Source organism: Candidatus Neomarinimicrobiota bacterium (assembly GCA_018651745.1).
GTDB lineage: Bacteria > Fidelibacterota > Marinisomatia > Marinisomatales > TCS55 > JAAZYX01.
Map to the genome: position 1 here is coordinate 56,493 of JABIDL010000009.1, position 19,255 is coordinate 75,747.

Below are 19,255 nucleotides of genomic sequence, written 5' to 3' on the forward strand. Positions count from 1 at the left end.
TTTCGACCGGTGAGTCGAAATTAAAAATAGAGAGTTTATATGGTAACAAAGCGACAAGAAAAAGAACGGGAATTTCGAAAAAAACAAATATTAGACGGCGCCTTAACTGTCTTCCACGAAAATGGACTTAATGGAACAACTATGGATGAAATTGCCCGTGTTTCGGATTTTGGAAAAGCGACACTATATTATTATTTCCGTTCAAAAGAAGAAGTATTCTCCAGCATCCTAGATAGAGGGTGGACAGCATTATGGAAAAGCTTGGAAGACGATTTTCTTTCTGACAAAAATCCTCGGGAATCTTTTATCAAAATTCTTACCATACTTGCACAGAAAACACAAAATAATAGAAATGAATACGAATTTTTATTCAATGCACCAAAAACAATCATGAGCCTTGAGGAAAAAAAACCAATATGGAAATCTTACCAGCAAAGGCTTTATACTTCGCTAAAAGAGTTACTAGAAAAGGGAATAGCGTTAGGTCAATTTCCGCAATTGGATTCCGACCTCATGTTTAAAGCTATTGGTGGTCTATTTGTAGGACTCATTTTTATGGGTGAACAAAATAAAAATATCACCAGTGATGATATTGAAACATTATTGAACCAATTAATTGCAGACCCAAATCAATCATGATTTTTCGACGCTTTATTTTATTAACACTTATTATAATATCTTCTATTTATGCTGCAAAAATTTCTGGAACAATTATAGATAAAGGGACAAATAAAGTAATCCCAAATGTGAATATTTCTGTTCTCGGCACTTCCTTAGGTGCGGTTTCTGATCCATATGGGAAGTTTCATCTAAATCTTGATAATAAATTATATGCGCTTGAATTTTCTATGATTGGCTTCAAGCCTATCATTAAAGAATTCGATTTAAAAATTGATATTTCTGATATCCTTATTGATATGGAATCAACCATTCTTGAATTCGATGAAATAAATGTACAGGGTGTTTTTTCTACACGGCTTGGGTACGAATCGGTTGATATCATTTCTAAAAATGAAATTATTGAATCTCAAAAAAATTCCATTTCAGATATTTTACGGACTTTGCCAGGCGTGGATGTTCAATTCGCTCATTCTAATGGTCGAAACGTAAATGTATCTATCCGGGGGTCGTCCGATTACAAGCCAGGAGGTTATAATAACCGCGTACTAGTACTGCTTGACGGATTTCCCATCCAAATCCCCAATAGTGGGGCACCTGACTGGAATTCGCTTCCATTAGAGAGCGTTCGGCGTATAGAAATTGACAATAGTCCGGCTTCAGCGCAATACGGGCATAATTCTATGGGCGGTGTTATCAATTTGATTACCGATCATAAATCATTAAATAATATCTTAAGATTTTCTGGTGGAGCTTTTAATACGGGACAAATCGGTTTAACTCATGGTAATCAAAAAGGAAACTGGAACTATGGATTTAATATCATGGCGCGTTCATCTGAAGGCCATCGTTTTAACGCTGATGATAAAATTACCAGAGTCAGAACTTTTGCACGATACGGAAATCAAAAAGGTCGATCTTACAGGTTAAGTCATATTTATTCTTATTCCGATGTAGGGCACCCAGGTTTTTCAAGCATACCTTCCTATCGTAAATCAAAACGTATATCTCAATATGTTCAGGGTCATGGGTTTTATCCCATTAAGAACGGTGTGTCCATGTCACACTCCGTATATATTAACAAATTTGACACCCATTATTATGATCGTGATGATGCTACAGAAAAAGAAGGTAACAGGGAATATGATGATTTGAGCATCGGACTGAGGTCAGAAATGTTGATCACCAAATGGGCACGATGGATCTTCATGACCGGTACCGATGTGGATTGGAGTAGATCGAAAGTATCAGTATTTAACCCAATTTATGATTCACCTATTCAATTATCTTTAGGAGGATTTATTCAAACAAAATACTCGATCGGTAATGGTTGGAGTTTAGGCTCAGGGCTTCGGTATGATTATCGCAGGTCTGATCCGGGTGGCAATTATCAAAAAAGAATTTATAAACACTGGTCACCCAAAATAAATCTAATGTACACGATGAAGGAAAAACGTGCATTTACAATAGCGTATAGCGAAGGGTTCCGGGCACCATCTTTATCAGAATTGTATTTGAATCATACCAGTTCATATGGTCTTACACTGCAGGGGAATCCATCCGTTTTGCCCGAGAAGGTGCAGGCTTTTGAGGTTATGTATGAGCACCCACACAGCAAATCTTGGTATTGGAGTGTTTCAGTGTTTCGCAATCGGTATGAGAATATGATTGATTTTGTGTACAATGTACCAGTGAGAGCAGTTAATAGGAAAGGCGTTACCGGGTTCGGAGGAGAATATCAATTTAAATGGTCTTTATTTGGTGCTTTGGATATCAATGGAAATTACTCGTATTTGAATATGTCGGATCGAAGTGGTGATCCTATTTTATATCGCTCGGAACATCGTGGGCAGATACATATTAGTTACTCTTTTAAAAAACTTAAATTTCGGTTAGGCTCCAAAGCTTGGTCAAAACAATTATATGAGGATTTTTTAAGCCATGATTATGAATCAGTGGATGGTAAAATTGTTTTTCCAATTCGCGAGTTGCCCGCTACAATAATCCCGGAAATTATTTTTTCAGGAGCGGTTGGTTCTTTTCAAGGATCTATTCGAATTTCAAATCTTTCGGATACCAAATATGAACTTATTCAAGATTTCCCAATGCCGGGACGTACCTGGTATTTCACCTTAACCAAAAAGATAAAGGAACAATAATGAAACTCATAACTAACTTAACTGCATTTTCTTTAGCCTCAGTTTTATTTTTTTCAATAGCATGCGATGAAAATGTAACCGATCCTGATCCCGAAAGTGCAACCATATCCGGCACCGTTACTTTTTCCGGCATTTGGCCAGATACTGGGGATGTCAGCATTTCCCTTCAAACCAATTGGCCGCCAACCGGTGCGCCATATGCTTACACTGCAATAACATCTGCAGAGCTCAGTTCAAATCAATATAGTTATTTATTTGAAGAAGTTGCGTTTGGAACGTATAAGTCCATTGCGGTATCCTGGCTGGACCCTACTGATACTAGCCCAATGACAAATCAACATATACTCGGAGCGTATGGCGCTACTACTCAAGCTTATTTTATGGATGCTGACTCACTTGTGCTATCAGTGGATAATGCAGAACTCTCAGAACTTGATTTTAATTCTAATTTAGATTTGGCAACAAGCACACAGTAATTGTTTGATTAAATGTCTTTGAAAGAAGGCCGGAAAATCGGTTTTCCTTCAGGATTTTAATTCAATTTCGTTGGAAATAATCACTATAATGCTGTAAATTACAATACAGGATATATACATCTTAAAGTCTTTATTATGCCTAAAGTTAAAGGATCAATCGTTATTAATTTTGATAAATGCAAAGGTTGCGAACTTTGCATAGTCGAATGCCCACAAGAATGCATGGGACTTTCCAAAAAATTGAATCCAAGTGGATATCACTATGCCATCCTCTTAGAAGATACTTGCACCGGATGTACAAACTGTGCTTTGATCTGTCCTGAAGCTATCATTGCGGTTTATCGAGAAAGTAAATCCAAGAAACAATTATCAGCTATTGATACAATCGCTGTGAATGAACATATCCCACTATGAAAACAAATAAAAAAATGCTAATGAAAGGGAATGAAGCATTGGCGGAAGCTGCAATCATTGCTGGTTGTAAGGGCTACTTTGGTTATCCGATTACACCCCAATCGGAGATTTTAGAATATATGTCATTGCATTTGAATAATCGTGGAGGTGTATTTATTCAGGCTGAAAGTGAGGTGGCCTCTATCAATATGGTATACGGCGCTGCTGGCACTGGTGAACGTGTGATGACTAGCACCAGTAGTCCGGGATACAGTCTCATGCAAGAAGGTGTTTCCTACATTGCCTGCGCTGAATTGCCTTGCCTATTGGTAAATGTAGTTCGGGGAGGTCCGGGATTAGGAACAATCCAACCAGCTCAGGGAGATTATTTCCAAGCAGTAAAGGGCGGGGGGCATGGAGACTACCGCCTTTTGGTATATGCTCCGAATAGTGTGCAGGAAATGGCTGATTTTGTTTTCAAGGGATTTGATGCAGCTGACCGTTATCGCAACCCTGTATTAATCTTAGCCGATGGTGCGTTGGGGCAAATGATGGAACCAGTGATTTTTCCGGATTATGATCCTAAAAAAAATAGAATTGACCACTCAGATTGGGCAACACGAGGAAAGCAAATGGATGAGGATCGTCACATTATTACGACCCTTCATCTTGAACCACAGAAAATGGAAAAAATTAACAACAATCTTCAGGAAAAATATCGGGATATAACTGCCAATGAGGTGATGTTTGAGTCTATCCAGATTGATGATGCTGATTTTTTGCTGGTGGCTTTTGGTTTGACCGCACGTGTGGCTCACAAAGCGGTGGAACTTGTAAGGGAAGAAGGGATAAAGGTGGGCTTATTACGACCTCAGACATTATTTCCTTTCCCTAGCCTGGCTTTAGCTGAAATTGCGGAAAATGTGCAAGCAATTATGACCGTCGAAATGAATGCGGGTCAAATGGTAGAAGATGTCCGTTTAGCTGTAAACGGGAAAGTCCCGGTATATTTTTATGGCCGAATGGGCGGAGTAATTCCTCAACCTGATGAAATAGCAAACCGGGTAAAACAGGTGTATCATTCTAAACTGAAACAAACTATCTCATGACTGTCACGCAAGAAGGGATTCAGTGCGCATATCTTGACGATCTAGACTTAGTCTGGAACCGCCCTAGCACTCTAACAGATACCACAATGCATTATTGCCCCGGGTGTGGGCATTCTGTGGTCCACAGATTGCTCATGGAAACGATTCAGGAATTGGATATTCAAGGAAAAACTATTGGCGTGGCACCGGTTGGCTGTTCAGTATTTGCTTACAATTACATGGATATTGATATGCAGGAGGCCGCCCACGGTCGAGCTACTGCAGTTGCTACAGGAATCAAACGCATGTTACCAGATAATATTGTTTTCTCATATCAGGGTGATGGAGACCTTGCCGCAATAGGAACCGCTGAAACTATTCATACTGTTAATCGTGGCGAGAATATTTTAATGGTATTTATTAATAATGGAATCTATGGTATGACCGGCGGACAAATGGCACCAACAACATTAGAAGGTTCCATCACTTCCACCACACCGGAAGGAAGAGATTTTGATCAACATGGTCATCCTTTGAATATTACGGATTTAATTGTCAGACTTCCCGGTGCTGCGTTTGTAACACGTCAAGCGGTGGACACTGCAAAATCGGTGCGAAAATCAAAGCGGGCTATTTTGAATTCGATCAAATACCAATTGGAAGGTGGCAACGGTGTATGTTTTATTGAAATTATATCCAATTGCCCTTCGGGTTGGAAAATGACACCTGTGGAATCCAATCAGTGGCTGAATGACCATATTTTTAATCACTATCCTCTGGGAGATTTAAAACCTTTTCCCAAAAAAGAATCAAAATGAAAACTGAAATAGTAATTGCCGGATTTGGAGGACAAGGTGTTCTTTCTCTTGGAATGACTCTTGCATATGCTGGAATGATTGAAGGGAAAGAAGTATCATGGATGCCAAGTTACGGACCTGAAATGCGTGGAGGTACAGCCAATTGTACCATTATTATTTCAGATCAGAACATTAGTTCGCCAATAATCAACGTTTTTGATTTGGCAGTAGTACTAAATCAGCCATCACTTGAAAAATTTGAAGACAGGGTAAAAACGAATGGCCACCTACTTTATGAATCTAATCAAATTTTAAAAACACCTACTCGACAGGATATATCTACCTTCAGCGTTTCTGCAACCCAAGAAGCAGCTAAACTAAACAATAAAAAAGGTATGAACATGATTATGCTTGGGTCAGTTTTAAAAATCTTACCGGTGGTTTCAAGTCAATCGGTAATTAAAGCATTGAAAAAGGTTTTGCCTCCTAGGCATCATCATTTGATACCATTAAATCAAAAAACGCTACAACGCGGACAGGAATTAATTAAAGATAAAATATCTGCACTACCATGGACCCATTAATTATCAAAAACAATACAACGATAGAAGAAATTCTTGAATACGCTATGAATGAAGATGAGCATGCTGCCGGTTTTTATCTTAAAGCATCAAAAAAGGCTTTTGACCCTGATGTAAAATCATTTTTAATTGCACTCGCTACAATGGAAGAAATGCATTATCATGAATTAAAAAATAAACTGGAAGAAGTCCGCGCTAGTCGGTTTTCTGTCCAAGGTATTTTAGATTCTTTTGAAAGTGGTCATTAGGAGTACGTTTTCTTTATATTCGCGATTAATCCCGGGTCAACTTCCACAGAAGTAGGTTATTTCGAAAATAATAATTCAATATGGATTCATAAGTTTGACCACACCTCAGAAGATTTATCTGAAAATATTATTGATCAACTAACATTTCGAAATGATTGTATTAAACCCTATATAGGTATTGAGCAATTAGATGCCGTTGTATCTCGCGGTGGTTTATTAAAACCTTTAGTTAGTGGTGTTTACAAGATTTCTGAAAAAATGTTAACAGATTTAAGAATAGGTGAATATGGGATTCATGCATCTAATTTGGGCGCCCTTCTTGCCTTTCCAATCGCCCAAAAATGGTCTGTTTCTGCCTTTATAGTAGATCCGATCACCAGTGATGACTTCCCACCTGTTGCTCGAATTTCCGGCGTTCCCGGCATAGAGCGCAAAAGTCGAAGTCATGCCCTAAACATTAAGTATTGTTACTACAAACAATGCAACGATAATAATCTTGAATCCAAAGATGGACGTTTCATTATCTGCCACTTTGGAAGTGGTTTTTCCATTGCGGCTGTAGTTGGTGGGAAAATAATCGACGTAAACGATGCATTGCTGGGTATGGGACCATTTTCAGTGGAACGGGCTGGAGCATTACCCTTGGCGAGTATTCTTTCTTTGGCGTACAATCGCAAATTGAGCCAAAAAGAATCTGAAAAATTATTAACGAAGGAAAGCGGTTTAGCCGGGTATTTGGGAACCAACGACTTCCGCGAAATTGAGAAACGCCTTCAAAAAAATGATTCTCAGGCTCAACTAGTTTTCGACGGAATGTTATACCAAATTTCTAAGGAAATGGGTGCATGTTTAGCCGTGCTGAAGGGCCAATGTGACGGTATCATACTTACAGGTGGGCTTACCCAATCTGAACATTTTGTAAATAACCTTAAAGAGCGCATTTCTTTTGCCGGAGATATTACGGTGTATCCCGGCTCATTTGAGTTGGAAGCTTTAGCTAGCGGTGCAGAAAGAGTTTTAAATCATTCAGAACAAGCTAAAATTTATCAATGATTGCGTCTTTTAAAGAAATTGAAATGGTTTTAAAAGGTCAAGGCCCGGTGACTGTTGCAATCGTTCAACCTAAAGATGATTCGTTGCTGAGATCAGTAAAAAAGGCCCAACAACAAGGTTGGATTGATCCGTATTATTTCCGAGATGATTCCCCTTTAGAAGCTGCGCGGCAAGCAGTTGTTGCAGTGAAAAAAAGGATCTGTAACATGATAATGAAAGGAGACTTGAGCACATCTGTATTGCTGAAAGCTGTTCTTGAGAAAAACGGGCTTTCCATTCACGGACGTTTATCGCACGTGGCGGTAGTGGAAACACCTACCTATGCACATTTGATGCTTTGGACTGATGGTGGTGTAAATATTGTTTTAGATAAAATAATTATAATTCAGATTATCGAAAATGCCCTTCAGGTTTCAGCTGTACTTGGGAATAGCTGCCCAAATGTATCTATGTTAACCCTCGTGGAAAAAGTAGTACCTGAATTACCGGAAACCCAACTGGCTTGGGATATCTGCGATCATTTTTCTGAGAGAAAGGATTTTACCGTGGAGGGGCCAATAGCACTTGATGTGGCTCTTTCTGTTAATGCAGCAGCTCGAAAAAGCATAGATTCAGCTATTGCAGGGAAAACGAATATTTTTGTAGGACCTTCCATTACTGCTACTAACCATATTGTTAAAGCATTATCATCATTGGGTCATGCCAAGGTCGGAGGTGTGGTGGTTGGAGCGCAGGTGCCAATTGTTTTATTGTCCCGAGCGGACGATGAAAACTCACGTTTTAATTCACTATCATTAGGTGCATTACTTTCCTTAGGAGAAAAAAATGGATATTCATAATCGCGATATATTGCTGTTAGGTGGTTCTGGTTTAGTCGGTTCTGCTATTCTTCAACACATTAGTACATACAATCCTCGGAAAGTTGTAATCCTATCCTTGTTAGAGGAGGAATCTCGAGAAGTGTGTCAGGAAATGTCTGAAGCTTATCCTAAAATTACTTATCATCCTGAGTGGGGAAATGTATTTGTTCGGGATGAATTAAAAAATCTTGACCGTTCAGAATTATTAAATAATGAAATTAGCCGACAGAAACTTTTAGCAGATAATCTTGAAGCATTTACACCTGAGATGCTGGGACATTCTTTCTTACACCAAGTAATCAGTATTCATAAACCGAATATCATTATTGATTCAATCAACACATCAACGGCGCTTGCATATCAAGATGTGTACCAAAGTTATTATCAGCTACAAGATAGCCTAAAATCTAAAGATCAACACATCGACCGTGCTCAGGTGGAGAAAATGTTAACTACACTCTACATTCCACAGATTATTCGACATATTCAAATTCTACATACCAGTATGCTGAAAAATAAAACATCAGTTTACATTAAGATCGGTACTACCGGAACGGGCGGAATGGGATTAAACATTCCCTATACACATAGCGAAGAACGGCCTTCTCGTGTTTTGTTGAGCAAATCGTCATTAGCCGGTGCCCATACCATGTTACTTTTTCTGATGGGTCGTACTCCAGGTGGGCCAATTTGCAAAGAAATTAAACCTGCCGCCGCCATTGCGTGGAAAGGCATCCATTACGGGGAAATTAAAAAACGAGGGCAATTCATACCTTTGTATGACTGTACCTTTGAAAATGCAGAAACCATTAACGATTTGTTTTCTAGAGTTGGTGAGAAAAAGTGGGATGATTTAGAAGAAAATTTGAAGTCCGTTTACATTGACTCTGGCGAAAATGGCACATTTTCATCTGGAGAGTTTGAAACGATTACAGCCGTAGGCCAAATGGAATTTGTTACACCGGAAGAAATTGCAACTAATGTTATATTAGAAATTCTCGGTGACAGCACTGGACACGACATTATTAATGCTCTAGATAACTCCATTATGGGACCGACATATCGTGCAGGGTATATGCGTCATCAAGCGCTAAGTCAGATGGATAATCTTAAAAAGAAGCACGCATCAGATAGCGTTGCCTTCGAAATATTGGGGCCTCCACGGTTATCGAAAATTCTTTACGAAGCTCATTTACTTAGTAAAGTCTGCGGAGATCTTAAGTGTGTTACCGTTCTTGATGAAACCGATTTGGCAGAAAAAGTGGAAACCCAGATTAAAAATGATCAAAAATTGCGTTCACATGCTCTTTCTATTGGTATTCCGATCCTTTTAAAGGATGGAAAAAGTTTATTGCGTGGTCCGGTAGTAAAAATTCCCACATCCGAGGAAGGACACAACCTTGTGGCGGATATTGACAATATCAATCGTTGGGCTAATGCAGGATGGATAGATTTACGGCAAGAAAATATGGTAAAGTGGAAGAAACGGATGGAAAATATTTTAGAATGGGTTCAAGGATTATCAGAGGAAGATTCAAGTTCTCGGTTCACGCACGGTCGACAACATTGGGATTTAGATCAACAACTTAACATTGGAAAAGTTGCTGCTTGGATATTCATGCATGAAGATGATGGCATACGGTTTAAGAGTTGAGGATAAATTGCACAGAATCAATTATGGGTGTTGAATTGAATTCGAAATCTGTTTGAACCTAAAGCAGGATGTAAGATGATCATTCACCATCCCCGCTGCCTGCATGAAGGCGTAGCAAATAGTTGTTCCTACAAACTTAAATCCGTCTTTCTTCAATTGGTTGCTCATAGCATCAGATTCGTCTGTTGAGGTTGGTATCTGGCTTTCATTTGCCCATTCATTAATAATTGTTTTATGATCAGTAAACTGCCAGATATAATCTGAAAATGATCTATGATGATTTTGTATTTCAAGAAAACTCCTTGCGTTAGTTACAGTTGCTCGAACCTTTAATTTATTGCGGATAATACCTGAATCCTGAAGAAGAAATTTAATTTTTGATTTAGAATATTCGGCGATTATTTCCGGATTAAATTCATCAAATGCAGATCGCATTGTTTCTCTTTTATTTAAGATAATCGCCCAGCTTAGCCCAGCCTGAAATCCATCTAATACTATAAATTCAAAGAGTTTTAGATCGTCAAATAGTGGCACGCCCCATTCTTCATCATGATATTTCACCATGGTAGGATTTGTGTTTGGCCAAGGACAGCGAATCATAATTTAGATAAATAGTTAGTTAGAAAATTTATCGGACAATTGAATTAATAAATGACTCAAATAAGAATTCAGGAAATCAGGATTTAATAACCAATCCTTTACTAGCGATTTTGATTGGCGATTAATTGTTATTGCGTTTTTTTTGTTTTTATTATAATAATTCACCACATTATCTATATTATCCAAATTCACTGAAACATAGTTTTGCCGATCTTCAAGAAAAGGATACCAAAATTCAGTCTGTTGAGAATCTAGTTTTAAAGATAAACTGTTAGAATATAGTTGCCAAATAAATCTATCCCACGAAGTACTATTTCCGTCAATATTTAACAGATATTTATACCAAAGTTGTCGACGGATTGATTTAGATTTTTTAGATATTTTTGGAATCTGCTTCCCAAATCCTTTGGATTTTAAATGGTTATCAGCACCTTGGCACCAGTTGGTAATTTTGATAACCATGTTTTTTCTATCCTGCGCCCAAAGCGCTGCTTGAATGCGCTGATTTTTGTCTGTGTTGAGATCGCCTGTACTCGCACCGTAAAAGCAAACACTTCCTCTTTTTATCTGGAACGGTGGATCGACCTTTAGTGTTTTTTTACATCTTCGCCTCACCGTTCCGTCTAATAGGTAGAGCGACGGAATTTGAATAATGTCTGGTCGTTTGCTTGCGCATTTCCCAAAGGAAAAAATAGGATAATTAGAATGCTCACCGTCGTATTTATCATGTACGCAGATTAATAAAGTGACATTTATATTATCTGATATATTTACAAGACATTTTTCTAATAGGGATGCAATTATTTTTGTTCGGTCATGTCGCCATTCCCTAGGTTCAAGATGATTGTTATGAATTGAAATTAGATCAAAATGTTTATCATCAGGAATGACGGGTGTTTCTGTGAATTCAACATTTTTTGTATGTAAATAAGCTAACTCTCTACCCGTTGCTTGAATAATATCCGCTGTTGGATTGGGTGCAGGGAACAAATTATTAGACCGAAAATGAAGTTTAATCCAAGAGGTTTAATTGCTGATATTTTTTTTGATATTTCTCATAGAGCATTTTATGCCGATCCGACATATCAATTTTCTTTCCTTGAATGAAACATTGGATAATGTTAGTTCTAATATCCAATGGGTCCCCATCAGAAATAAATAATGTTGCATCCTTTCCAATTTCAATGGATCCAAGCTGATCACCAACGCCCAATATTTTAGCGACATTTAGTGTGATAGATTTGAGTGCTTCTTTCATGGGAAGACCAAAAGCAACTGCCATAGCAGCATGATATGGAAGGTTACGCTGAAATGATGCACCAAATCGACCGCCACCACCAATGCAAAATTCGACTCCGGATTTATATAGAAGCAAAGGATTTTTGTATGGTTGATCATAATCTTCAAACCTCCGGGACGGAAGCGATAAAATACTTCCAAGGATTACCGGTACATTTTTAAGTTTTAAAAGATCTGTTGTTCTCCAAGCATCTTTCCCGCCCACAATGACAGCTTTAAGATTTTGTGCGTCTGCCCAATGTACTGCCGCTTCAATTTGCCTTATATCATTTGCCTGTATAAAAAGGGGTTTTTCACCTAAAACAAAAGGAATCATGCTTTCATACTTGAGATCATGATATTGTTTTTGAGTCGCTTGCTTGCTTGGGTTCCTGTGGATTTTTGCATATGCTCGCGCATCTTTGAATAGATTATCTAGATTCATTAGTTTTTTTTGCCGCTCATCGATTTGTTCTTCCTTACGTTTGGCGTCTTTCCCAGTATGAATCTTCATTGATGGCCAAGTAATGTGAAGAGCTGTAGGATGATTTAGCGTTGCATTTTCCCAAGTCCATCCATCCAGCATCATAAGTGATGATTGTCCTGAAATCAATCCTGATTGCGGTGAAACATTTGCCACAAGTACACCATTGGAACGCGAAACAGGAATCAATTCGGAATCCGGGTTATAAGCTACATTTGCGCGAACGTTGGGATTAAGATTCCCCGTTTCTGAATGGTCTACCGAAGCTCTAACTGCAGAAACTTCCATCATTCCGATAGTACTAATGCCGGCAATAAATCCCGGGTAAATTCGTTTCCCACCAACTCGAATAACTTCCATATTAGGTGCGGGAACAATATTCTTTTCAATTTTTTGAATTATCCCATCCTCAAACAGAAGATCATAGTTAGAAAGGATCTCACCGGCTACAGTATGAATAATCCCGCCCTTTAATAAAATGGGATGATCTTGAACCGGAGCAGGAATTTGATCAGATCCTGACAGATTTGTTGCTGCAAATAGAAAATTAATTAGAACAAAATTAATCTTATAATTCATCGGATATTTTCTTGATGGTGAGTGCAAGAATATGATTCTTTTTCTTCTTCGTCGGGTTCCGAATTTTCTGATGTTGACTTGGAATCCTCTAAAATCTTTTGAACCAATTCATTACGAATATTTTCATCACGTATTCGTAAATGGATATCATTTTCTTTTGAAAAATACTGTCTTCCTTCAATCCAAGTTTCTTCGCAGGAAGTATAGGTTGACAAGGGATGACCATTCCAGACCACAAAATCCGCATCTTTTCCAGGTTCGAGTGAACCAACCCATTCGTCAATTTTTAACTGCCTCGCTGGATTAATTGTTACAAGGTTTAATGCGTCCTCTTCAGATAAGCCACCGTATTTAATACCCTTTGATCCTTCCGTATTCATTCTGCGCGCCAATTCGTCACTGTCTGAATTAAAGGAAACATTGACACCCACATTTTCCATAAGCGTACCGTTAAAGGGAATCGCATCAATAACTTCGAACTTATATGCCCACCAGTCCGAAAAAGTTGATGCTCCGGCGCCGTGTTCTTTCAGTCGCTCAGCAACTTTGTATCCTTCCAACACATGCTGAAAGGTGGCGATAGTAAATCCAAATTGTTCCGCAATTCGAGTCAGCATTAGTATTTCGTCTTGCCTATATGAATGACAATGTAATAAACGATCACCTTCCATTATTTCAATTAACGCTTCCAGTTCTAAGTCAATGCGGGGTGGAATTTTTGTTCGGCGATTTTGGCTGTCTCGATGATATTTTGCCCACCGTCGCTTGTAATCATTTGCAGATCTGAAGCCATCCAGAATAATTTGTTCTACGCCCATACGCGATTTTGGATATCGATTGGTAGGATCGTTCCAATTTGACCGTTTTACATTTTCTCCTAACGCAAATTTAATTCCCTGAGGAGCATTTTTAAATAGAAGGTCTCTCGCATTTTCCCCCCAGCGTAATTTAAGTACTGCATTTTGCCCGCCGATTGGATTGGCTGATCCATGAAGAAGATTAATAGTTGTGAGTCCACCAGCAAGCGCTCGATACATGGCAATATCATCCGGATCGATTACATCTTTCATCCGCACTTCTGCTGTAATAGCCTGAGATCCTTCATTAATTGACAGTGCTGCCATATGACTGTGACAGTCAATGAGACCGGGTGTTATATGTTTTCCAATGCCTTCAATAAAGTGAACATTGCCGGCAGGGACGGTCATCTCTTGGGCGATACGAAGAATTTTTCCGTTTTCAATTAACATGTCAAAGTTCTTTAAAACGCCATTATTACTACAAGTCCATAATGTTGCATCATTGATAAAAATCCTTTTTGGCATTTTAGGTTCTAATTCTAAACCGTAGGCTCCATCTGGGTAAAGCGTTTTCAGAGAGCTGGGTAATTCCGGATCATCTGATTGGTCTTCCACCATTTCAGAATCAGAAATTTTTATTCCGGAAATATTCAATATTTCTCCAGATGGATCCGTTAATTGCCCTGATATTTTATCACGGGAAATATGTCCGGCCATTCTGTGCTGACCGGGATGACCAAGAAAATTTAGGTCCATAGTAAAAGACAAGCGAGACTGATCGAGAACTAGCTGATTAACTTTTTCCCATGTTGTAGAATCCACTTGAATTTCTCCGGAATAATTTCCTTTCTCACCACTTACTTTAAATCTCAATGAGTCATTTTCAAGAATCATTGCCCAATTGCCAGTAATTAAAAAAGCTGGCTTCGGATTTAATTGAAGCTCCCGTCCACGAACCCAAACTGCTCTTACGTCAGAATCCGGATCAAAATAATCACCATCAACAATGACAAGATCTCCTAAAAATCCTTTTTTTATTTTTCCTATTTGGTCACCAACGCCCATATACTTCGCTGGGATTGTAGTTAGGGAAGCAAGAATATCCTGCTTATTTGCACCGCGTTCTATCATTCTGAAAAGATTTTGTCTAAAATCCTTTTTGGATTTTAATTCGGCTGAAGTAAGTGCGATAGAAGCTTTTGTATCTCTTAATTTTTTGTAATTATCTGGCGCTAAATCCCAATGCCTCAATTGAGCAGTAGAATACTGAAGAGCACGATAGGGATGTGCAACATCTGGTTTCCCGGGAAAATCGATGGGTAAAATGATAAAGGGGTTGCTCGCAACAATTTCAGTCAGTCGGCGATATTCAAACCCATTTCCCTTAAGCCAAAGGTTTAAATCAAATTCTGCTGCAATGTCGATTGACCTGAGCGAGTAATTTTCATCTTCTGCCCAAAATAAGAATGGCTGATTAACAAGCGTTGCCTCTGAAAGTGAAGCTAAGGAAAAATTTTCAGAAATGGGTTCATTCCCTTGAGGATGATCTTCCAATATCTTCACTGCTTTTTGATACCAGTCTGTATCAAACAATGTTTGACGAATGAGTGCGATGCAACCAAGAAGAGCATTTGGTGGATTTGGATCTCCCCAGCCACCATATTCAAACGCAACTATGTTGCTGATGGTATTCTGAATAGCGACGGGATTCGCAGTCAATTGTACTAGAGCTGATTGACCTCGAAAAATTCCATCATCAGGTACAATGTGAGCGGAGGTAAAACCGAGCTCGTGCAATTCTCTAAGATCTGATTTATCCGGTTGAAAATAATCTACAGGGTTTCGTTCGGCACGAACTTTTGGGTTCCAATGTGCACGAACATTACCTGAATTATCATCTTGGTCGGGGCTTTTTACTGGAAGCCAGCTTTCTATAAATCCTGCATAAATGTGTGCGCCATCCAGATCGATTATGGTGGCATCACTTGGGACAGCCACGCCGGTTCCAACCGCTTGAATAATTCCGCCTCGAAGTAGTACGGCACCTTTTTCTATTACGTTCCCTGGTTCGGTATGCACAACAGCATTTTTCAAAAACCATACTCGTGGCGGATTATCCCGCAGTCCCCTTACTGGTTCAATTTGAGCCAGTGCACATGAAATGATAAAGGGAAGCAGAAAATTTAGTTTCAAAAATTTGGACCTTTAAGCTGGTGTTTGGTGATGTGTGCGGTTAGATATTTATATGCTTGATCAACTGTATCACATGTTTTAAACAAGGATAAATCAGATTTAGAAATTGTCCCGGATTTAACAAGATAGTCCCAGTTTATAACATTATTCCAAAAAGTTGAATCATAGAGTACAATCGGAATCTTTTTTATAATTTTTTTGGTCTGAATGAGCGTAAGTAATTCCATGAGTTCATCCAATGTTCCAAAACCTCCAGGGAAAACGACCAATGCTTTTGCAAGATACAGGAACCAAAACTTTCTCATGAAAAAATAGTGAAACTTGATATTTAAATCGTCTGAAATCCATTTATTTCCCGAATCTTCCATTGGAAGTGAAATGGTAAGTCCAACTGAAACTCCCTTGGCTTCGCTCGCTCCACGATTTGCGGCTTCCATGATTCCGGGGCCTCCACCCGAAGCGATAATAAAACGTTTATTTTTTAATTTTAATCCTTTACTCCATATGGTCATTTTTTTAGCAAGTTCACGAGCATCTTCATAATATTTGCTCATTTCGAGATTATGGTTTATTGCGTCTAATTTCTTTTGTGAAATATTTTTTGGTGCTTTATCCAATGCTGCTTGAGCTTTTTCTCGTGATTGAAGTCGGGCGGATCCAAAGAATACGATTGTATCTGCAATGTGATTTCGGCGAAACCGATGAAACGGACCGTAGAACTCCGTCATAATCCGAATAGATCTAGCATCGGGGCTACTTAAAAAATCTAGATTATAATAAAAGCGATCTTTAGGGGTATTGTCTGGCATATTATTAATTTAAAAGGGTGCGAATTTACACCAATATCTTATAGAGGATAGAATTTTTCAATTTGGGACTGCTATCAAAATCCATCTTATTCAGCGTCAAAATATCCTTCCAAAATATCTGGAATTGAAAAATTATTTTCATTTTTCATAATAAAAGATTTGTGAACATAATTCCCGGTATCATCCACATGATATAATGTAGAAAATTCATCTTTTTTCAAAACAATTTCGTTCAAAGCATTCATTAAGGCATCGACGTCATCCAATTTATTATATAAGCCAAAGGATGTTCTTACCATTCCTGCCAGCAGTTTATATTTAGATTCAATTTCATCTTGAGACATCTCATCAATGGCATCAAGCATATCGTCTAAAATTAATTCTTTTACATAAGGATGTGCACAAAAACATTCATTTCGAACGGCAATGTTGAAGTAATCATTAAGGATAGCCGCGGTTAATCCATGGTGCATTCCTCTTATATTAAAAGAAATGGAACCTGCGCGAATACATTTTGTTACATCAGTCTCTCCATAAATGATTATTTCTGAATTTTCGAGCATCCGTTTTATAGCATTGTTCACCAATTTTTCTTCTTCTTCATATATTACATCCATCCCGATTCGATCCATAATTTCAATGGCAGTTGCTAAGGCAATCGCACCAGGAATATTAGGAGTGCCAGCTTCTTCTCTATCAGGAAAATATTCTTTAATAACATATTTGTCGATAAAAACGTCTTCTACCATTCCGCCCCCGACTTCTTCCGGTTCAATAGAAAGTAAAATATCTTTGCGACATACCACAACGCCAGGTGCGCCAGGTACATATGTTTTATGTCCAGAAAAAACAAACGCATCAATATTCCGATCTGAATTTCTATGTCCAGACATCTTTACAGGGATGTGTGCGGCTGTTTGTGCGCCATCTATTAAAACCAATGCACCATTCCTGTGTGCTAATTCCGCAATATCATAAATGGGGTTAATAATTCCGGTCACGTTACTTATACCGGTAATTGCAACATAGTTTACCCGATCTTGATATTTATCAAGGTTCTTTTCCAAATCGCTGAGACTTAGACATCCCGGTTGCCCCGATTCGTGGTTATCCAAAGATATATGAATTACTTTCCCCGCATGTTTCCGATGAGGAAGATCATTGGAATGATGTTCCATCATGGAAACCAAAACGATGTCTTTACCGGACCTGTAGTCTCGAAAAATCCGTGCAAGACGATTAATGCCTGCAGTCGTACCACTTCCGGTAAAAAAACAGGTATATATTTCTGGATCGGCACCGAGAAAAGATAAAACTCTTTCATGAGCCCAAGCATATTGCGTGGTTGAAATTTTTGCTGAAAAATGAAGAAGACTATGAGTATTAGCATAATGATCTAAAAACTTTTCGACTAAATCGTGTGCTTTCCCCATCATAAGTGTTGAAGCAGTAGAATCCAAATAAACTCGTTTCGTTTTTTGCCCATCAGCTAGAGTGTAAATAGTGTCCAAGCCGATAAAGTCATTTTGAACTTTATGTAACAAGGATGGTTGCGTTTTTGTTGGTGTCATAATTTTCTTATATAATTGATGGAAAATTGAATCAAATTTAATGAATTAAAAATGATATTTTTTCTAAATCTGCTTTCGTATTCATATTCAAAAACTGATTGTCCTTTCCAAAATCGACATAAGTTGTATTCAATTTTTTCATTAATTTGAATATACTGTAATTACTATTTTGGATTTCGGATTCCAATTTTGACAATATCCTCTTGTTATAAAATCCACAAGTAACTTGGGTTTTATCGTTCGCAGTAGGAACGATTGCATCGCAAGTTTCAGATTTTAATTCCCAGAGTTTTTCAAAAACTGTTGGTGTAATTAAGGGTAAATCACAGGAAAGAAGTAGAATCCAATCTGTCGTTGTATTTTTTAGCGCTGTATAGAGCCCGTTGACGGGCGCTTTCATTTCAAGCGCATCCTGAATGAAAGGTTTCTTTAAATCCACTGGTTTTTCTTTTCCTATGATATATTGATTTTCAAATGAACCGCATGCGTCCCAAATATGGTCTAAGACTAATTTCCCATTAAGGATTGCTTTCCATTTGGGCGAACCAAATCGTTCACTTTTTCCTCCGATTAAGAGAAATACAGTTGATTTATTCATACCCTAATTTCTAAAATAATTTTCATAGAAACATAGTATTTGTTTTATATAGCATAAACACTATATTTGCCACCTTATGGTAGGTTACCAAACAAAAATTTCACCGGAATTTATTCAAAATGCAGCCCGCGTTTTAAAAACATTGGGTCATCCCGATCGCATCAAAATTGTGGAATTTTTGGAAGATGGAGAAAAAACGGTAGGACAAATTCACAGGGATTTGGACATGCAACAACCCATTGTGAGTCAACATTTAAAAGTAATGTATGATAGAAATATTGTTACTTTTCGTCAAGAAGGCACACGATATTTTTATTCTTTGGCCAATAATTTTATTAGCAAAATTCTCAACTGCATGAGCGAAGTCCAGGCGAAACTAGATTCCGGCGAATGGGATTTTGAATTTAGCATACCAA

General features: G+C 38.2%; 19 protein-coding genes. 12 read left to right on the forward strand and 7 right to left on the reverse strand.

Going from position 1 to position 19,255, the window contains the following annotated elements; genetic code table 11:
* Positions 1 to 39: 39 nt before the first annotated feature.
* The 11 genes from HOD97_00985 to HOD97_01035 all read left to right on the forward strand — a co-directional run bounded on the left by HOD97_00985 (position 40) and on the right by HOD97_01035 (position 9,927).
* Positions 40 to 639, forward strand: a complete 600-nt coding sequence (locus HOD97_00985; GenBank protein ID MBT4280184.1) for a TetR/AcrR family transcriptional regulator — start codon at positions 40 to 42, stop codon at positions 637 to 639.
* Positions 636 to 2,777 (forward strand): TonB-dependent receptor, encoded by a 2,142-nt coding sequence (locus HOD97_00990; GenBank protein ID MBT4280185.1) that lies wholly within the window; start codon positions 636 to 638, stop codon positions 2,775 to 2,777. The genes HOD97_00985 and HOD97_00990 overlap by 4 nt, the downstream gene beginning before the upstream one ends.
* Positions 2,777 to 3,253, forward strand: coding sequence for a hypothetical protein (locus HOD97_00995; protein ID MBT4280186.1), 477 nt, complete (start codon positions 2,777 to 2,779; stop codon positions 3,251 to 3,253). The genes HOD97_00990 and HOD97_00995 overlap by 1 nt, the downstream gene beginning before the upstream one ends.
* A 135-nt stretch (positions 3,254 to 3,388) precedes the next feature.
* Positions 3,389 to 3,667: a ferredoxin family protein gene (locus tag HOD97_01000; GenBank protein MBT4280187.1), complete on the forward strand. Its 279-nt coding sequence runs from the start codon at positions 3,389 to 3,391 to the stop codon at positions 3,665 to 3,667.
* Entirely contained in the window at positions 3,664 to 4,755 is a 1,092-nt protein-coding gene (locus HOD97_01005) for a 3-methyl-2-oxobutanoate dehydrogenase subunit VorB (protein MBT4280188.1), read from the forward strand. The genes HOD97_01000 and HOD97_01005 overlap by 4 nt, the downstream gene beginning before the upstream one ends.
* Positions 4,752 to 5,552 (forward strand): 2-oxoglutarate oxidoreductase, encoded by an 801-nt coding sequence (locus HOD97_01010; GenBank protein MBT4280189.1) that lies wholly within the window; start codon positions 4,752 to 4,754, stop codon positions 5,550 to 5,552. Before HOD97_01005 ends, HOD97_01010 begins: the two co-directional genes overlap by 4 nt.
* On the forward strand, positions 5,549 to 6,115 hold the full coding sequence (locus HOD97_01015) for a 2-oxoacid:acceptor oxidoreductase family protein (GenBank protein MBT4280190.1): 567 nt from the start codon (positions 5,549 to 5,551) through the stop codon (positions 6,113 to 6,115). The genes HOD97_01010 and HOD97_01015 overlap by 4 nt, the downstream gene beginning before the upstream one ends.
* Positions 6,103 to 6,360, forward strand: coding sequence for a hypothetical protein (locus tag HOD97_01020; GenBank protein MBT4280191.1), 258 nt, complete (start codon positions 6,103 to 6,105; stop codon positions 6,358 to 6,360). Before HOD97_01015 ends, HOD97_01020 begins: the two co-directional genes overlap by 13 nt.
* Positions 6,361 to 6,375: 15 nt before the next feature.
* The gene (gene buk, locus HOD97_01025; protein ID MBT4280192.1) at positions 6,376 to 7,413 is read left to right on the forward strand and encodes a butyrate kinase; all 1,038 of its coding nucleotides are present in this window, start codon (positions 6,376 to 6,378) and stop codon (positions 7,411 to 7,413) included.
* Positions 7,410 to 8,252 (forward strand): phosphate butyryltransferase, encoded by an 843-nt coding sequence (locus HOD97_01030; protein ID MBT4280193.1) that lies wholly within the window; start codon positions 7,410 to 7,412, stop codon positions 8,250 to 8,252. The genes buk and HOD97_01030 overlap by 4 nt, the downstream gene beginning before the upstream one ends.
* The gene (locus HOD97_01035) at positions 8,239 to 9,927 is read left to right on the forward strand and encodes a short-chain dehydrogenase (protein MBT4280194.1); all 1,689 of its coding nucleotides are present in this window, start codon (positions 8,239 to 8,241) and stop codon (positions 9,925 to 9,927) included. The genes HOD97_01030 and HOD97_01035 overlap by 14 nt, the downstream gene beginning before the upstream one ends.
* Before the next feature lie 21 nt (positions 9,928 to 9,948).
* Here HOD97_01035 and HOD97_01040 read toward each other — a convergent pair whose 3' ends face one another.
* The 7 genes from HOD97_01040 to HOD97_01070 all read right to left on the reverse strand — a co-directional run bounded on the left by HOD97_01040 (position 9,949) and on the right by HOD97_01070 (position 18,839).
* A complete protein-coding gene (locus HOD97_01040; protein MBT4280195.1) occupies positions 9,949 to 10,527 on the reverse strand; it encodes a DNA-3-methyladenine glycosylase I in 579 nt (192 codons plus the stop codon).
* 15 nt (positions 10,528 to 10,542) lie between these two features.
* Positions 10,543 to 11,517 carry a hypothetical protein gene (locus HOD97_01045; GenBank protein ID MBT4280196.1) on the reverse strand — a complete coding sequence of 325 codons (975 nt, stop codon included), beginning with the start codon at positions 11,515 to 11,517 and terminating at the stop codon, positions 10,543 to 10,545.
* A 22-nt stretch (positions 11,518 to 11,539) separates the two neighbouring features.
* Positions 11,540 to 12,868, reverse strand: a complete 1,329-nt coding sequence (locus tag HOD97_01050) for an amidohydrolase family protein (GenBank protein ID MBT4280197.1) — start codon at positions 12,866 to 12,868, stop codon at positions 11,540 to 11,542.
* The gene (locus HOD97_01055; protein ID MBT4280198.1) at positions 12,865 to 15,861 is read right to left on the reverse strand and encodes an amidohydrolase family protein; all 2,997 of its coding nucleotides are present in this window, start codon (positions 15,859 to 15,861) and stop codon (positions 12,865 to 12,867) included. The genes HOD97_01050 and HOD97_01055 overlap by 4 nt, the downstream gene beginning before the upstream one ends.
* Positions 15,858 to 16,670: a TIGR00730 family Rossman fold protein gene (locus HOD97_01060; GenBank protein MBT4280199.1), complete on the reverse strand. Its 813-nt coding sequence runs from the start codon at positions 16,668 to 16,670 to the stop codon at positions 15,858 to 15,860. Before HOD97_01060 ends, HOD97_01055 begins: the two co-directional genes overlap by 4 nt.
* 86 nt (positions 16,671 to 16,756) lie before the next feature.
* On the reverse strand, positions 16,757 to 18,241 hold the full coding sequence (locus HOD97_01065; protein MBT4280200.1) for an aminotransferase class V-fold PLP-dependent enzyme: 1,485 nt from the start codon (positions 18,239 to 18,241) through the stop codon (positions 16,757 to 16,759).
* 37 nt (positions 18,242 to 18,278) lie between these two features.
* The gene (locus tag HOD97_01070; protein MBT4280201.1) at positions 18,279 to 18,839 is read right to left on the reverse strand and encodes a molybdenum cofactor guanylyltransferase; all 561 of its coding nucleotides are present in this window, start codon (positions 18,837 to 18,839) and stop codon (positions 18,279 to 18,281) included.
* Between the two features lie 76 nt (positions 18,840 to 18,915).
* Between HOD97_01070 and HOD97_01075 the strand changes: the two genes are divergently transcribed.
* Positions 18,916 to 19,255, forward strand: a 340-nt coding sequence (locus HOD97_01075) for a helix-turn-helix transcriptional regulator (protein ID MBT4280202.1), incomplete at its 3' end; no start/stop codon positions are given.

Coding starts and splice junctions, on each gene's coding strand:
- HOD97_01065 (MBT4280200.1), bottom strand. CDS start 18,241: ATGACACCAACAAAAACGCAACCATCCTTGTTACATAAAGTTCAAAAT.
- HOD97_01005 (MBT4280188.1), top strand. CDS start 3,664: ATGAAAACAAATAAAAAAATGCTAATGAAAGGGAATGAAGCATTGGCG.
- HOD97_00995 (MBT4280186.1), top strand. CDS start 2,777: ATGAAACTCATAACTAACTTAACTGCATTTTCTTTAGCCTCAGTTTTA.
- HOD97_01070 (MBT4280201.1), bottom strand. CDS start 18,839: ATGAATAAATCAACTGTATTTCTCTTAATCGGAGGAAAAAGTGAACGA.
- HOD97_01040 (MBT4280195.1), bottom strand. CDS start 10,527: ATGATTCGCTGTCCTTGGCCAAACACAAATCCTACCATGGTGAAATAT.
- HOD97_01015 (MBT4280190.1), top strand. CDS start 5,549: ATGAAAACTGAAATAGTAATTGCCGGATTTGGAGGACAAGGTGTTCTT.
- HOD97_01010 (MBT4280189.1), top strand. CDS start 4,752: ATGACTGTCACGCAAGAAGGGATTCAGTGCGCATATCTTGACGATCTA.
- HOD97_01035 (MBT4280194.1), top strand. CDS start 8,239: ATGGATATTCATAATCGCGATATATTGCTGTTAGGTGGTTCTGGTTTA.
- HOD97_01020 (MBT4280191.1), top strand. CDS start 6,103: ATGGACCCATTAATTATCAAAAACAATACAACGATAGAAGAAATTCTT.
- HOD97_01030 (MBT4280193.1), top strand. CDS start 7,410: ATGATTGCGTCTTTTAAAGAAATTGAAATGGTTTTAAAAGGTCAAGGC.
- HOD97_00985 (MBT4280184.1), top strand. CDS start 40: ATGGTAACAAAGCGACAAGAAAAAGAACGGGAATTTCGAAAAAAACAA.
- HOD97_01060 (MBT4280199.1), bottom strand. CDS start 16,670: ATGCCAGACAATACCCCTAAAGATCGCTTTTATTATAATCTAGATTTT.
- HOD97_01000 (MBT4280187.1), top strand. CDS start 3,389: ATGCCTAAAGTTAAAGGATCAATCGTTATTAATTTTGATAAATGCAAA.
- HOD97_00990 (MBT4280185.1), top strand. CDS start 636: ATGATTTTTCGACGCTTTATTTTATTAACACTTATTATAATATCTTCT.
- HOD97_01050 (MBT4280197.1), bottom strand. CDS start 12,868: ATGAATTATAAGATTAATTTTGTTCTAATTAATTTTCTATTTGCAGCA.